The sequence below is a fragment of the Candidatus Brachybacter algidus genome, from assembly GCF_016707225.1.
GTDB lineage: Bacteria > Bacteroidota > Bacteroidia > Chitinophagales > Saprospiraceae > Parvibacillus > Parvibacillus algidus.
In genome coordinates this window covers 61572-79396 of the sequence record NZ_JADJID010000007.1, presented here as the reverse complement: position 1 = coordinate 79396, position 17825 = coordinate 61572, and the positions used below count along the sequence as shown (strand labels likewise).

The following is a 17825-nucleotide window of genomic DNA, read 5'->3' as shown; positions in this document are numbered from 1 at the left end:
TTATTATTGCTAAAATTATTAAAAAAAAGGGAAAGGTCATCGTTTCGCTCCAAATAAAAAATCCGGACCACTTCAACAATGGTCCGGATTTAAATTATTATTTCAAGTTTCGGTAGTTGACCAACAATGGTAGATGGCTGATGGTAGAAGGTATTTAGTTAATTGATTAATATTTCTCCTCTTATCTGATTTATAAGATAAAAATTACCATTAATTGAGGAAAAGCCATCTAAAATCTACCCCGCCTTGTTTGGCGGACAAGCTTCTACCATCTAACATTTTATTAAGATTCTAATTATTCTTAAATTTAATCTAGTTTTACTACCGAAACTTGAGTTATTATTAATAACTCTTACCTGATCTTCACAAACTTACTCACGATCCACTTATCAATGTCTTTGGACTTCCACCTGATTTGATACACACCGCTTGCAAGATTTGACGTAGAAATGTATCTGTCGGAGGTCATCTTCTGAACTACCTGCATCTTACCATTGACATCGTAGATTACATATTCTATCGCTTCATTGCTTTGTGTGTCGAAGTACAATAGGTCATTGGTCGGGTTCGGATAGACCGTGCCCGTTACTTCTGATCTGGTAGTTAATCCATCGCCATCACCATCGATGGTATTTCCACCTTTGTTTGTATACAATACCCTTAGGATGACTTTGACAATGCTCGGACAGCCATTTTCATTCGTGATGGTCACGGTGTAGACACCTGCCATGTAGCGCGTTACTTTCTTGATGAAAGGATTCTGTTGGTTACTTGTAAAACCTAACGGTCCTGACCATGAATAAGCTACACCATTGCTGCTTGCGATAAACTGCACAGGGCTGTTTTCGTTGAAAGGATTTGGTGTGGCATAGGCAAAGGATTTTGCTGATGGTTTTACCACGATGGTAAGTTCTGCGTAACCAAAGCATCCACCTTCATTGCTGATAAACACGTAATAGGTTCCCGAAGCGGCCGGTGTGATATTGTCGATCCTCAGGCCCTGTTCGTTGCTGGTGAAGCCGTTCGGTCCATTCCACTGATAAGTACTTCCTCCCTCTGCATGCAGCTGTAAGCTCTGCCCTTCACAGATCGTGTCCTCTGAGGCTGTAGCAACAGCATGTATCTGATCATAAACTTTCACCTCGATAGATGATATGGAAGTACATCCTGTACTTGCAGTAAGTTGAACCGTATAGGTTCCGCTCATATGCATCGGAATGTTTTGAATGACCGGGTTCTGTTCAGTCGACGTATATGTCGCAGGACCTGTCCATACAAAGTCTCCACTTCCCGTGGCAAACAACTGGATCTTAGAACCTTCGCACGTCTGTGTCAATGTAGGATTGGCTGATAGTGCCGGTGGTGTATTGATAGTAATGTTCAGTGTTGTGGTGGCCGTACATCCATTCGGACTGGTTACCGTAAATGTGTATATTCCACTGTTGGCCAAGGTCACATGTTCTATCTGTGGATGCTTTTGGTTGCTTGAAAATCCATTAGGCCCTGTCCATGCATAACTTCCCGCTCCTGAGCCATGTAGAAGTAGTGTGCTGCCTGTGCATGCTGTGTTCTGCTCATAGGTAGCCTCTGCTATAGGAGGATAGTTAACCTGTAATGTATCTTTCAATACCAACGGACATCCGGCTGCATTGGTGATCGTCACGGTATATGTTCCACCCTGTTGGTGGCTAGTAAGCAGGATCGTCGGGTTTTGCTGATTGCTCGTCCAACCCTGTGGGCCTGACCAGTCGTAAAACGCTCCACCTATAGCATTCAATTGTACGGTGCTTCCTACACAAGCAGGATTTGGTGCGATGCTAATCGTACCTACCGGTGTCGGATTGACGATGACAGTGGCTGTGATCGCAGGTCCCGGACAACCATTGGCTGTCGGTGTGATCGTAAAGGTCACAGTGACCGGTACTATGCCTGTATTGATCAGGATACCGCTTATATTGCCACTCCCTGATCCAAGGATACCTGTCACAGTGGCCGTATTGTTACGGTTCCAGTTAAAGGTAGTTCCCGCTACATTTCCTGTTAGTATGATCGGTGTAATATAATTGAAGGTACAGATCGATTGGGAGGATGGTGTGGCTACTGCATTCGGAGTTGGATTGACGAGTACCGTTGCTGTGATGGCAGGGCCTGTGCAACCATTGGCAGTCGGTGTGATCGTAAAGGTCACGGTGATAGGTGCGAATGTAGTATTGGTCAAAGTACCTGAGATGTTACCGGATCCACTTGCAGCGATACCTGTGACAGTTGCAGTATTGTTGCGTGTCCATGCATATGTGGTTCCAGTGACATAACCTGTTAATTCAATGGTGCTTATTGCAGTTGCAGAACAGATCGTTTGAGATGCCGGTGTCGCCACTGCATTCGGAGTTGGATTGACCAAAACTGTTGCAGTGATCGGAGCACCACCACATCCGTTGGCCGTCGGTGTGATCGTAAAGGTCACGGTGACGGGGACGGAGGTAGTGTTGGTAAGTGTGCCCAAGATATTGCCTGATCCGCTTGTAGCGATACCTGTGACGGTCGCTGTATTATTGCGTGTCCATGCGTAGGAGGTGCCTGTGACTGCTCCTGTCAGCACAATCGGGCTGATACTTGCAGCTGAACAAATAGTCTGGCTTGGAGGTGTGGCCACAGCATTTGGAGTTGGGTTTACAAGGACCGTTGCGGTGATAGATGCTCCTACACAACTATTCGCTGTCGGTGTGATCGTGAAAGTAACGGTGATTGGCGCATTGGTTGTGTTCGTTAGTGCTCCTGAGATTTCACCGGTACCACTGGCTGCGATGCCGGTTACTGAGCTTGTATTGTCACGCGTCCAATCATATGTCGTGCCGCTTACTGCGCCCGAAATTACAATCGTTGAAATAGAAGCTGCAGAACAGATCGTCTGGTTTGGAGGTGTGGCCACTGCATTCGGATTTGGATTGACCAAAACTGTTGCAGTTATTGCAGCTCCCGGACAACCATTGGCTGTCGGCGTGATTGTAAAGGTCACGGTGACAGGTGCATTGGTTGTATTGGTAAGTGATCCAGTGATGTCACCGCTCCCTGAGGCTGCAATGCCGGTGACAGATGCTGTATTATCTCTAGTCCATGCATACGCAGTACCTGTTACAGCTCCTGTCAAAGATATCGGTGAGATAACAGCTTCTGAACAAATAGTTTGGTTGGATGGTGTCGCGATCGCAGTAGGAGTAGGATTAACTGTGATGGTAAAAGAAATAGGTGTGCCGGTACAGCCAGAGGCTGTTACAAAGTTACCAAATGCGACTGGCCTGGTGCCTACCCCAATGTTTGCCACTGCATTGGTGGCCGTATTTATTACTGATACATTGTGACTTTGATAATTGGCCACATACACCCTGCTGCCATCAGGGCTGGTGCTTACGCCAATGGGGAAATTGCCGACCGCAATGGTTGCCACCACTGTATTTGTAGCCGTATTGATTACTGATAAATAGTTTGAACCAGGATTGGCTACATACACCCTGCTGCCATCAGGGCTGGTGCTTACGCCAAAGGAGTTATAGCCAACCGGAATGTTAGCCATCACTGTATTGGTGGCTGTATTTGTTACTGATACATTGTCTGAACCAAAGTTAGTCACATACACCCTGCTGCCATCGGGGCTGGTGCTTACGCCATAAGGTTGGTTGCCGACCGCAATGGTTGCCACCACTGCATTGGTGGCTGTATTTATTACCGAAACATTGTTTGAAACAGCGTTGGTCACATACACCCTGCTGCCATCAGGGCTGGTGCTTACGCCATAAGGCGAATCGCCGACCACAATAGTTGCCACCACCGTATTAGTGGCTGTATTTATTACCGAAACATTGCCTGAAACAGCGTTGGCCACATACACCCTGCTGCCATCAGGGCTGGTGCTTACGCCATAAGGCGAATCGCCGACCACAATAGTTGCCACCACTGCATTGCTGGCTGTATTTATTACCGATACATTGTCTGAACCAACTTTGGTCACATACACCCTGCTGCCATCGGGGCTGTTGCTTACACCATAAGGTTGGTTGCCGACCGCAATGGTTGCCACCACCGCATTGGTGGCCGTATTGATTACCGATACATTGTCTGAAACATAGTTAGGTATATAAGCCATACCGGCAGTAAAAGGGGTTACTGTTATCGTAGATGTTATGGGCACCGTACCGGTATTTACTGCTGTAAAAGCCGGGATATTGCCCGTGCCACTTGCGGAAAGGCCAATGGCGGGATTACTGCTCGTCCAGTTATATGCTGTATTGGCTACAGGGCCTGTAAAGCTTACAGCTTCTGTATTGCTGCCATTGCATAATGTTTGGTTGGAAACAGGATTTATCGTTGGTTTAGGTTTAACTACTACAGTTGCTGTAATAGAGGTGCCTGCACAACCATTGGCTGTCGGTGTGATTGTAAAGGTCACAGTGACAGGTGCATTGGTTGTATTTGTCAGAGTGCCGGAGATGTCACCACTGCCGGAAGCTACGATGCCGGTGACGCTTGCTGTATTGTTTCTTGTCCAGTTAAAGGTCGTTCCGGAGACGGAACCCGTTAATCCAATTGATGCAATCAAACTACCGCTACAAATAGATTGGGTCGATGGAGTAGCTACTGCATCGGGAGTTGGATTGACTACTACAACCTGGGTCTGGGTAGAGATAGTGGTACCATCAGTTGCGGTCACTGTATAAGTTCCACTTGCAGCAGTGGTCACATTACTTATATCAGGATTTTGCTGTGTGGAAGTAAAGCTATTAGGTCCGGACCAACTATAGCTTGCCCCACTTACTGCGCCAAAGTCGGCGGTAAGATTTAATGTTTCTCCGGAGCAGAGGGGTGTATTTGAAGTGGTTGTTAATGGTAATATATCAGCATTAAAATACCATGGCACTGAACCTATATTTTTAACCTCTATTTGTGTTATACCAGGCTCAAATATAGTCAACATTCCTGCAGCACCCATGAAATAACCTGCTGAAATAAACCCCGCCGGATAATTAGCATCACAACTTTGATATGAGGATAAATTAGAAGGCTGTAATACATAAGGAGTTCCGTTGACAATAATTTGTACTTGAGATCCGGCACTATTTGTTGTGCCATACAATTTGATGCCACTAATTGGCATATTAAAGTTAAAGATGAAGGAACCATTTGTAGAAATAACTCTGTATGTTATAGCAGCATCTAGTCCACACATTCCAGGACTAGCCGGATTAATTTTTGTCACAGCAATGTTAATGCCACCTGCCGAAAAATTTCCCGTATTAGTTCCAGGAATTTTATAAAAAGGCTGCGCAAACGAATTATTTGAAATAAAAGCTAAGGATAGCAGTATTATTACTGTTTTAATGATATTTTTCATGAAAAAAGATTTAATTGTGAATAGTTAATAATTATAATTGTGCATTATTGTCACTTTATATTTTCGTGAAATACCAAAGCTGATTACTGCCCTTATTTTTACTTTGTAAAATGATGGGGGTTCCATTATCCATTTTTCCTCCACTTATGCCCAGGCAAGAATCGGGAGCACTTTTAGGAGAGATAATAAATAAGCCAGAATCAATAATGGTGGATAAAATTTTCCATTTTTGATTATCACCATCATTTTTTTCATTTATGGCTATCTTTGAACCATCTTGTGTTTTGTTTTCGTAAACATCAAGCACCATACCATTGGCATTTAGAGGCTCAAAATAAAAATAGCCTTCACCTGCATCACTTAATTTCCATTTTTGGTTGGTGCCATTATTTGATTGATGGATGATGACATTGGTACCATTTTCTGTACCGGCTCCTGAAACATCCAAGCATTTGTGCACACTCGCTATACTGAATATCTCATCAATGTCAGCGCTTTTAGGAGATTCCTTTAAATAAAGTTTCCCACCATGTTGAAAATTTCCATGTTCAATCATTGAACTAACAAGTAGAAGATCATAGCCTGTGTTGTTTTGAATGTGGATTGTTGCGTTTCGTCTCATGATAATTTTTTTTAAAAAAAATGTGCATTAATAAATCTTACTCTGCTCGATTTGCAACTGAAAAAACAAGAACACGATGACGACCAACAGACCTAAGATGATCACTATTGTCAAAATTGTCCTCCAGAAACTGACCGATTGATATCGTTCTTTCATTGTTAAGATTTTGTCCAAAATTATGGGCGACACCACCCAAATGCCAAATTTCAGGCATGGACATTTGGAGGACAATTCTTTATGTAAGATTTGGGAAGGTGGACATTATGCGGACATAGATTATCCACATTGCACTAAATCAATAGTTTATATATTTCAATTTTAATAAATTAAAATATAACTAAAAATTATTTCGAGTTTGTATTATAACTATTTTGAAGAAGATAGTTCGTGTAAAAAGCTTTCTAAAGAATCATTGGTACTTAAATTCAACTTTTGCTTAAGGCGATATTTACTTTTTACCACGCTACCCGAACTAATTCCAAGGGAAGATGCGAGCTGTGAATTGTTTAATCCTACTTTGATCAATACCGTCAGTCTTAGTTCTGCCGGGCTCAAACTTCCCGTCATGCGTTCTAACTTTCCTAAAAAACTAGGGTTTACAGTGGCAAAACTATGGAAAAAACGATCCCACCCCACGTCGCTGGTGATGGCAATATCAGTGAGTTGTTCCTTTAGATTATATGAACTCTCCGCATTTTCAACGATTTGTATTTGATGCGCAAGTTGCTCTACCATATTACTTTTTTCGATCAGGCTGTGAGTCATGTTATCCAATAGTGCTTTGGAGTCATTGATTTTTTGCTCGGCCATTTGTTGAAGTAGGTTTTGCTCTTCAATTTTATACCGCCATTTATTCCTGTTTAATACATAAAATGTAATTATCAGGAAAGTTGCGAGGATCAAAGAAAGTATTGCAAGGTTGCGTGATATTTTGACCTGGGAAATTATTTTTTTCGAGTGATCCAGTTCATTTTGCACTTTTTCAAATTCAATCTTTGATTCAGCGGCATCCAGACCGGACTGATAGATTATCTTACTAACCTTAGAAGCTTCTTGTAAAGACATTTTTTGAAAATATAAAGCACTGTCAATGTTCCCAACTTTTACATAAACTGAGGACAGGCCGTCGCAAGCTTTAATCACAAGATCTGACTTCCTAAGTGCAGCCGGGTCTGATAGCACAGATTTAAAAAGTCTTTTTGCCTCCTGAATATTTCCTTTGATATTTTGAAGTCTTGCTAATAAATTAGTAGAAAGGAAAATGTTATAGATGTCTTTGTTTTTTTGGTTAAAATTATAATAGGCCCTGACCAAAGGTGCGGCTTCATCAAATTTTCCAAGATTTAACAGATTTTCTCCGATATTTCCATTGACGATCGAATTCCAAAGTTGCTGCTGATAAATATCTAAATCAGGGGATTTTTTTAATTGGTCAGCTAATATTTGATAATAAATAATTGAACTGTCTGCCTTTCCCAGATTTTTGTAAGATGCTCCTATTAGATCCAGTAAATAGACTTTTTGCAGATCTTTGAAGAAAGTCGGTCTTTGTTCCGATAGTTTTAATCCTAATTTACCAAACTCAATACTATGTTGATATTCAGATATTTGATACAGTACCTTGGTCAGGTTGAAGCAATTCTTTTCATAGAGTGATTTATACTGATTTTTGTATCTTTTCAAAATTTGGTGCTCTTTAGTAAAATAAAACAAGGCTATCTGAGGCTGCTTTATCAATTCCAAAGTGATGCCATAAATACTGAAAAACGCTGACAACAATAATTCATCCTCTTGAGAAATAGCAATTTTTAATGCCTTGTTTAATTTCGATAAATCATCAAAATTTCCTCCATATACATTTAGTCTGTTTGCCGAATGGTAATTATCTAAAGACAAAGCCAGGATCATGACCTGTGCATTTGGCTCTTTTTTTATTAAATCATATAGTTTGTCAAAAAACACCTTTTTTGTTCCCGCGCTATCTATTAAATTCAAATCTTCCAAATAAATCAGTATCCCTGAGTCATAATAAACTTCCTTTTGAGCTAAATGGTCATAGATTTGACGGACCTGCTCGTCGGATTGAGCATGCAGTTTAATGCAGTAAATGAATAAAAGAAACAAGATACAGTGTCTCACTGATCAATAATTTTAATTCAACAACATTACAAAATATTTTTTTTATTAGCAATTAAAAGAAGAAATTCCACATTAGGGAGCTATAATTTAATGAAGAAATAAAAATATATGACCTACAAAAAAAAGACCGGAATGTAGTATCACATCCCGGTCATTTATTAATTCAGCTAATTGAATTTACCTGATCTTTACAAACTTACTCACGATCCACTCTTCGCTATCCTTCGCCTTCCAACTGATTTGATAGACGCCACTCGGTAGCTGTGAGGTAGAGATGTATCTGTCTGACGTCGTTTTTTGAACTACCTGCATCTTGCCGTTGACATCATAGATGACATATTCTATCGATTCAGAGCTTTGCGTGTCGAAGTACAACAAGTCATTGGTTGGGTTCGGATAGACCGTGCCCGTTACTTCTGATCTGGTAGTTAATCCATCGCCATCGATGGTATTTCCACCTTTGTTCGTGTAGATTACTCTTAGAACTACGTTGACGATGCTTGGACAGCCATTTTCATTGGTGATGGTCACGGTGTACACACCTGCCATGTAGCGCGTTACTTTCTTGATGAAAGGATTCTGAACATTGCTGGTAAATCCAAGTGGTCCTGACCATGAATAAGCTACACCATTGCTGCTGGCGATAAACTGCACAGGGCTGTTCTCGTTGACAGGATTCGGTGTGGCATAAGCAATGAAATTGGCGGCCGGTCTGACGACGATCGTTAATTCAGCATATCCCCAACATCCACCTTCGTTACTGATGTAGACATAATATTTGCCGGAAGCAGCAGGAGTGATGAGGTCTATCCTCGGGTCCGACTCTGTGGAGTTAAATCCATTAGGTCCATTCCATAGATAAGTACTACCACCTTCAGCGTGCAATTGTAAGCTCTGTCCCTGACAGATCGTATCTTCAGATGCAGTTGCAATAGCATGGATCTGGTCATATACTTTAACAGTGACTGATGCTGTAGAAACACATCCTGTACTTGCTGTCAAATTAACAGTGTATGTACCTGACAAATGGATCGGAATATTGACGATGACAGGATTCTGATCGGTTGACGTATATGTCGCAGGACCATTCCATACAAAACTTCCACTACCCGCAGCAAACAATTGAATCGTAGATCCTTCACATGTTTGTGTCAATATCGGATTGGCAGAAAGAGATGGAAGATTGTTGATCGTTATATTAAGTGTGGTTGCAGCTGTACATCCATTCGGACTGGTAACGATAAGCGTGTATAATCCAGTATTGGCAGCTGTTACATTTAGTATCTCAGGATCCTGTTTATTGCTAGTAAATCCTGCTGGTCCTGACCATGCATATGATCCTGCTCCTGTGCCATGTAGTAAAAGTGTACTTCCTGTGCAGGCCGTAGACTGTTCGTAAGTAGCTGTCGCTACTGGTGGATATAAGACATCCAGCTTGTCAGTAAGAACCACAAAACACCCTTGAGCATTGGTGATCGTTACGGAGTAAACGCCTGCCTGTTGGTAAGTTGATAGTAAGATACTTGGATTTTGCTGTGCGCTAGTCCATCCTTGTGGCCCTGACCAGTTGTAAAATACGCCACCGGTAGCAGAAAATTGCACGCTAGAACCAACACAACCAGGATTTGGAGCTATTGATATTGTGCCTACAGGAGTCGGATTAACCAGAACGGTTGCTGTGATCGGCGCTCCTATACAACCATTCGCTGAAGGCGTGATCGTAAAGGTTACCGTGATGGGAGCAGTCGTCGTGTTGGTTAGCCATCCTGATATATTGCCACTTCCGGAACCAGCCATACCAGTGACTGTTGCTGTATTGTTTCTAGTCCATGCGAATGTAGTTCCGCTTACCGGTCCCGACAAGACGATCGTAGTAATAGGTTCTCCGGAACAGATCGTCTGTGCAGAAGGAGAGGCTACTGCCGTAGGTGTTGGATTGACTAACACTGTTGCAGTAATTGGATCTCCAGGACAACCGTTGGCTGTTGGTGTGATCGTAAAGGTCACTATGATAGGCGCACTTGTAGTATTAGTCAAAGTTCCCGAGATGTTTCCTGATCCGCTTGCTGCGATGCCTGTTACTGTAGCTGTATTGTTTCTCGTCCATGCATAGGTCGTTCCAGTTACAGAACCTGTAAGGACGATTGTTGCGATAGCTGTTGCCGAACAGATCGTTTGAGCTGCCGGTGTGGCGATTGCATTTGGTGTCGGATTGACAGTTACATTAACTGTAGCTGTGGATGTACAACCCCCGGAACTAGTGACCGTAACTGTATAAACTCCACCTTGAGCAATTGTAAAGTTGGCTCTGGTTGGGTTTTGTAAGTTTGAACTAAACGAATCGGGCCCACTCCATGCATAGGTTGCTCCACCTGTTGCATTTAATTGCAAAGTAGCGCCTGTGCAAATTGGATTTGGTGTAGCAGTTGCTATCGCTATTGGAAGTGCGTCCACTGATAAATATAAGGTATCTATAGCCGTACATCCTGAATTATTTACTACACTAATCTCAAAATATCCTGCTTTTGCAAGGGTAGCCTGATAATTGAAGACATCGTTTGTTGTTCCCTCATTTACCAAGTTATTATTAGATATTTTTCTGATGGTATAACTCAGTGTTTCTTGTGATGAAATCGCATATTCCAACATTTGAAGGTCACATGCGAAGATCGTATCTCCATCTGAATAGTTTGTACCATCGACAGAGAATGTATAGGAAGGGGAAGGATTGACAGTAATCGTGAAAGTGGTAGGTATTCCAGGACAAGAAGCACTTGAAACGCTCGTGATAAAATTACCAAAACTCTCCGGACCATTTCCGACAAATACAGTTCCGGACACACTATTAGTAGCAGTATTAATTATGGAAACGTTGTCCGAAGTTTTATTGACTACTAAAAGTTGACTTCCATCTCCGTTCAAAGAGACTCCATTTGGACTCAAACCTACAGGAATGGTGTTAATTACCATATTTGTGGCAGTGTTTATAACTGAAACCGAACCAGATCCACTAACCACATAAACTTTAGTGCCATCAGGGCTAATAGCTACACCTTTGGGACTATATCCAACGGGTATATTAACAATGACAGTATTTGAAGATGCATCAATAACTGATACATTATCCGCGAAGTTCTTAGCCACATATACTTTGGATCCATTAGGACTGACTGCAATCCCTGAAGGCATTAATCCAACATAAATATTTGTGATAAGCGTATTTGTTGTTGTATTTATTACAGATAAATTATTATCATGTCGATTACCCACATACAATATCGTCCCGTCCGGACTCAAGGCGACTCCCAAAGGATTCTCCCCGACTGGAATTGTAGAAATTACTGTATTTGTTATGGTATTAATGACCGTCACATCATCAGTAACATCATTTGTGACATAAACTCTCAAACCATCAGGGCTCACAGTAATACCTTTGGGATTATTTCCCACAGGGATCGTAGCAATGACTGTATTTGTCGATGTATTGATAACAGATACATCGTCCGTGTTGGAATTAGTTATATAAACTTTCGATCCATCAGGGCTTACAGATACGCCATATGGGAGCGTTCCTACAGGTATCGTAGCCACTACAGTACCTGTTGAGATATTCATAACTGAAACGGTACCACCTTGATAGTTAGGAATATAAGCCATCTCAATACCGTTCACTACTGGTGTTACAGTTATCGCAGCTGTTACCGGCGAATTACCTGTATTTAATGCTGTAAATGATGAGATATCACCTGTGCCAGAAGCCGGCAGTCCTATAGAAGGAGTAGTATTAACCCAGTTATAAGTAGCTCCCGGCACTGATCCGGTAAAAATAACCGGTACGGTAGTGTAGCCGTTGCAAACTACTTGATTGGCTATCGGATCGACATCAGCACCAAGACCAACGGTTACATCCACTGTAAATGGAGTTCCTGTGCACCCGCCAGCTGTTGGTGTTACTGTATATCGAACTGTACCTGATGAAGTACCCGAATTTGTCAAGGTTTGCACAATTGAAGTACCACATCCTGAGCTACAATTACTAAAACCTGTGATCGTGCCACCCAAAGGTGATGTTTGTATTGCTGCTGTCCAGCTAAATGTGGTACCGCCGACAGTCGAATTTAAGTCCACACTTGAGGTTGTTCCACTGCAGATCGTTTGCGGAGATGCTGAGCCGGTAGGAGTAGGATTGACAGTGATAGTAAAGGTCTGAGGTGTGCCGGGACAAAATGAAGCCGAAACATTTCCTATGAAATTGCCGAAGCTATAAGGGTAAACACCGACAGGAATAGTGGCAATGACAGTATTGGTAGCTGTACTAATTGCAGAAACATTATCAGAACCCAAATTAGAAACATATACTTTCGTTCCGTCAGGACTCGCTGATATTCCAAAAGGACTCAGGCCAACAGGGATGGTGGCAATGACAGTATTGGTAGCCGTACTAATTACAGAAACATTAGCAGAATTTCTATTAGACACATAAACTAATGTTCCATCAGAGCTTGTGCAAATGCCAACCGGGCTATCTCCTACATTGATTGTAGCCGTTACAGTATTTGTATTGGTATTGATAACAGATACATTATCTGAAATTTGATTTGCAACATAAACTAATGTACCGTCCATGCTATTACAAACACCAACTGGAGTATCGCCAACTGCAATTGTTGCTAATATTGAATTAGTTGATGTACTAATTACTGATAAACTGTCTGAATTGGAATTGGTTACATAAGCCTTTGTTCCATCAGGGCTCACTATTACACCAATCGGGCTAACACCAACAGCGACTGTCGCCGTTAGAGCATTTGAAATGGTATTGAAAATAGATATAAAATTGGAATAGATATATGTTACATAAATTTGTGAACCATCGGGACTCACAGCTATGCCACTCGGATAATCGCCAACATTAATGGTGCCTATTACAGAATTTGTAGCTGTGTTGATAACAGTAACAAAATTCGAAAAGTTATTGGTTACATAAACTTTTGTACCGTCTGGGCTAATAGCTACTCCTATAGGGCTATCTCCAACCGGTATTGTAGCCACCACAGTGTTTGTAGCAACATTTATAACTGATACATCATTCGATACATTATTTGGGATATATGCAAACGTTTCAACTTGTCCTTCTGTCGATACTGTAATTGTGGCCGATAATGGTGTGTTGCTTGTGTTTATTGCTGTAAATGATGAAATATCCCCAGTTCCTGAAGCGGGCAGTCCAATAGAAGGTGTATTATTTACCCAATTATAAATAGTGCCGGGTGCTGATCCGGAAAATGTTACAGGTTGGGTCGATTCATTATTACACAACACCTGGTTGTCAATAGGGTTGATGTCGAATCCAAGATTTACGGTCACGTCTACTGTAAATGGAATTCCTATGCATCCACCGGCTGATGGAGTTATGGTATATCGAACTACTCCGGAGGACGTGCCGGTATTTGTCAGCGTATGCACAATCGCAGTGCCACAAGCAGAACTGCAATCACTGAATCCTGTAATCGTACCACCCACCGGTGAAGTTTGTATCGCAGCTGTCCAGGTAAATGAAGTACCACCAACAGTCGAGACCAAGGCCACATTTGCAACGGATCCACTACAGACAGTTTGAGGATAAGCTGAGCCGACCGGTGTTGGGTTAACTGTTATTGTAAAAGTTTTTGGAACTTCGTTGCAATTCTCATCCCCGGCTGTTATGAAATTCCCAACAACCTGCGGGTTTTCTCCAACTGCCACTGTTGCTATTACCAAATTGGTGGCGGTATTGATTACAGACACATCGTCATCACTCGTATTTACCACATAAACCTTCGTACCGTCAGGACTCACAGAAACTCCGATTGGGCCATTTCCCACCTCAATCGTTGCAGTAACACTATTAGTGACTGTATTAATCACAGTCACTTCATCAGAAAAATAATTTGCCACATAAGCTTTCGTTCCGTCAGGGCTCACAGATACCCCATTTGGACCATTTGCCACGGCAATAGATGTTATTACTGTATTAGTGGCTGCATTAATGACAGTTACATCGCTGGAATTTCTATTTGACACATAAACTTTCGTTCCGTCAGGATGTACTGAAACTCCGAATGGAGTATCTCCTGCCGGAATCGTGGCAATAACCATATTCGTGGCAGTATTGATCACAGACACATTATCAGAACTATAATTTGCCGTATAAACCTTTGTTCCGTCGGGGCTTACCGCAATTCCGTATGGATTAAGTCCTACAGGAATCGTAGCTGTAACCAAATTGGTGGCAGTATTGATCACAGACATAGTGTGAGAAGAAAAATTTGCCACATAGACCTTCGTACCATCCGGGCTAACTGAAATTCCGGCAGGACCATTTCCTACCGCAATCGTTGCTGTTACTGTATTAGTGGCGGTATTGATCACCGACACGTCGTCTGAGTCAGTATTCGCCACATAAACTTTACTTCCATCAGGGGTCACTGAAGCTCCGATCGGATAATTTCCCACCGCAATCGTTGCTATAACTGAATTGGATGTAGTATTGATCACCGACACATTGTCATCATAGGTGCTTGTAATATAAGCAAAACTACCACCAGCTCCAAATGAAGGATATACAGTAACTGTAGCAGTGACAGGGGTGCTGCCTGTGTTTATTGCTGTAAAGGTGGAAATGTCGCCGATACCGGACACGGGTAGGCCTATCGAAGGTGTATTATTTACCCAGGTATAAACGGTGCCCGGCACTGATCCGGAAAATGTTACAGGTTGGGTCAATTCATTATTACAAAGCACCTGATTGTCTATAGGATTAACATCGGCGACAGGATTCACTGTTACTGTCACACTAGCGAAGTCGGTGCATTGATTGATATCAGTTACAGTGACAAAATAATCACCTGAATTGTCAGTTTGCACATTGGATATTATCGGATTTTGCTCAACTGAGGTGAATCCATCTGGCCCGGACCATAGATAAGTTTCCCCTCCTCCGGCACTCAAATTTAAGGTAGAGCCGACACATAGTGGGTTCGGTAATGCTGAAGCAGTAGCATTAACATCACATAGGATTAATTCACAAGATACTCCACTGGCATTGTCCCCGGTTATCGTCCAGCCTTGATTGGATATGAGTTCCGCATGGGCAGTAGCTGCATTGGTGCCATATTGCAAACCAGTTGCACCAAGTACTCTAGACGTCACTGTTGGATTGTTGGCTCTCCAACCATTAATTGTCGAAGAATAATTATAACAATTCATGCCTGAATTACTCAACATGTCTACCAAAGTCACCGCAGGATTTAATGTCCAATCTCCTATATTCTGATTGAAATTAGATGCTTGGGTAAACATTTCATACATATTGTCAACATTCGATGTATTCCAGCTGGCTATATCTTGATTAAAGATGGAAGCATATGCGAACATGTCTACCATTGTAGTAACATTAGACGTATTCCAATTACCTATATCCTGATTGAAGTTTGAGGCACCATAAAACATGGTACCCATCGCATTAACATTTGACGTATTCCAATTACCTATATTTTGATTGAATGATGTCGCTAATCCAAACATGGCATACATATTTGTGACACTTACAGTATTCCAGCTACCTATATTTTGATTAAAATTTTCATTTAAAAAAAACATGCCTTGCATATTAGTGACATTTTCTGTAGCCCAATTATCTATTTGGCCATTGAATAAAGTACAATAGGAAAATAAAAAACTCATATCATTGACATTTGAAGTATTCCAATTGTCTAAATTTTGATTAAAATTAGGAGCATTTGAAAACATATATGACATATCTGTCACATTAGATAGATCAGGCGGGGCTAAGGGTAATTGGGTCAAATTAGTACAACCTTGAAACATACGACTCATACTTGACCATTCGACTGCTCCCCAATCTTCGACTGATTTTAGACTACTTGCCTCGGCTATGGTATGAAATCTCCTTAGATTATCAGGTGTCATGGATAAAGCTACTTCATCATTTGCTATAATGGACAATCCTGAAAGCGTGACTGATCCATCAACCAAACTAGTAAAAGTCCCACTTCCGGAATTGCCGGACGGACTTGCAGACCAGGTATATCCAACATTCCCTGTAGTGAGTGCTTCGAAAGCAATCGATGTGGTCGCTGTCGGGAATGACCACTTGGTTGTAAACGATTGGCCATTGACCGACCCACAATCTACACCAGAAGGTGCATCGCCATTTATGGTCCAGCCTTGTATAGATATAAGTTCCGAATGGGCTGCTGCTGCATTCGTGCCATATTGCATACCTGTTCCCCCTAGAACTCTAGACATAACAGTTGGATTATTGGCTCTCCACCCATTGAGTGTAGCAGAATAATTAGCGCAGTCCAATCCTGAACTACTCAACATTTGTACTAACAACACAGTGGGATATAATGTCCAACTTCCTAAATCTTGGTTGAAAGCAGAAGCACCATAAAACATGTTATTCATGTTTGTAACATTTGATGTGATCCAATTGCCTATATCCTGATTGAAGGCAGTAGCACCAAAAAACATATTATCCATGTTTGTAACATTTGATGTGTTCCAATTGCCTATATCCTGATTGAAGGCAGTAGCACCAAAAAACAAGCCCCTCATAATCAAAACGTTGGTTGTGTTCCAATTGCCTATATCTTGATTGAAGGCAGTAGCACCATAAAACATATTATCCATGTTTGTAACATGTGATGTATTCCAATTACCAATGTCCTGGTTGAAGGATAAAGCAGTATAAAACATTTGAGATAAACTGAAGACATTCGATAAGTTTGGCGCAGTAACAGGCAAATTTGTCAAATTTTCACAATTTCTAAACATATTACTCATACTGCTCCATTCGACACCTCCCCAATCTTCTACGGATATTAGATCAAATGAATTTACTATGTGGTGAAATGTCCTAAGGCTGCCTGGAGTCATGGATAAAGTTACCTCATCATTGGCCATAATGGACAATCCTGAAAGTGTGACCGACCCACCAACCAAACTAGTAAAAGATCCATTTCCGGAATTACCTGATGGAATTGCCACCCATGTATATGTTACTGCACCTGTGGTGAACGCATCGAAAGTGATCGATGAAGTCGCTACCGGAAATAACCACTTAGTTGTAAAGTTTTGACCATATGATTTGCTTGTTGCTAATAAAACAATAGCACAGAATAACCATAAAGAGTTTTTAATAATTCTTTTCATGTTGCTGATTTTTGAGTTAGTTATAAGATTTAAAGTTTTGCGAATAATATGAAAGAATGATGCCTGCAGCGAATTATCGGTTAATGTTTTTCTTATTGATAAAAATTGATAAAAAATAAGATCCATCTCTTGACATTTTTTGTGCAGTCTCAAAATTATGTTTGCACACAAAAATATTTCTCACCTATTAGTATGATATTTGGGGTGTTTGATGGTTTGAGGTTTGAGGTTTGGGGTTTGAGGTTTGGGGTTTGGGGTTTGGGGTTTGGGGTTTGGGGAATCATGATTTCGTCATTTTGGATATGTAAAATTGGATGAATAATAAATAGAAATAATCCATTCCAGAGTGTTTCTGATATTACATCTTATGCAGGAGGATACTTAAAGAGAAAGATTCACGAGTGGTTAAACCGGAATGGATTTTAAATAGAAATATAATTTTGTAACTTGCTAGATAAA

At 41.4% G+C, this 17825-nt stretch carries 5 protein-coding genes; all 5 read right to left on the bottom strand.

Annotation, left to right across the window (positions count from 1 at the left end):
• Nucleotides 1-352 precede the first annotated feature (352 nt).
• The 5 genes from IPI15_RS17680 to IPI15_RS17660 all read right to left on the bottom strand — a co-directional run bounded on the left by IPI15_RS17680 (nt 353) and on the right by IPI15_RS17660 (nt 17366).
• Nucleotides 353-5386: a PKD-like domain-containing protein gene (locus IPI15_RS17680; protein ID WP_287421637.1), complete on the bottom strand. Its 5034-nt coding sequence runs from the start codon at nt 5384-5386 to the stop codon at nt 353-355.
• 55 nt (nt 5387-5441) lie between these two features.
• Nucleotides 5442-6008, bottom strand: coding sequence for an RICIN domain-containing protein (locus IPI15_RS17675; protein WP_287405097.1), 567 nt, complete (start codon nt 6006-6008; stop codon nt 5442-5444).
• 37 nt (nt 6009-6045) lie between these two features.
• Nucleotides 6046-6222 (bottom strand): hypothetical protein, encoded by a 177-nt coding sequence (locus IPI15_RS17670; protein WP_287405096.1) that lies wholly within the window; start codon nt 6220-6222, stop codon nt 6046-6048.
• 152 nt (nt 6223-6374) lie between these two features.
• Nucleotides 6375-8147 (bottom strand): hypothetical protein, encoded by a 1773-nt coding sequence (locus tag IPI15_RS17665; protein WP_287405094.1) that lies wholly within the window; start codon nt 8145-8147, stop codon nt 6375-6377.
• A 177-nt stretch (nt 8148-8324) separates the two neighbouring features.
• On the bottom strand, nt 8325-17366 hold the full coding sequence (locus IPI15_RS17660; protein WP_287421636.1) for a BspA family leucine-rich repeat surface protein: 9042 nt from the start codon (nt 17364-17366) through the stop codon (nt 8325-8327).
• Nucleotides 17367-17825: the final 459 nt, after the last annotated feature.

Bases quoted from the DNA above. Each gene is read 5' to 3' on its own strand.
- IPI15_RS17680 (WP_287421637.1), bottom strand. From the start codon at position 5,386: ATGAAAAATATCATTAAAACAGTAATAATACTGCTATCCTTAGCTTTT.
- IPI15_RS17670 (WP_287405096.1), bottom strand. From the start codon at position 6,222: ATGCCTGAAATTTGGCATTTGGGTGGTGTCGCCCATAATTTTGGACAA.
- IPI15_RS17675 (WP_287405097.1), bottom strand. From the start codon at position 6,008: ATGAGACGAAACGCAACAATCCACATTCAAAACAACACAGGCTATGAT.
- IPI15_RS17660 (WP_287421636.1), bottom strand. From the start codon at position 17,366: ATGAAAAGAATTATTAAAAACTCTTTATGGTTATTCTGTGCTATTGTT.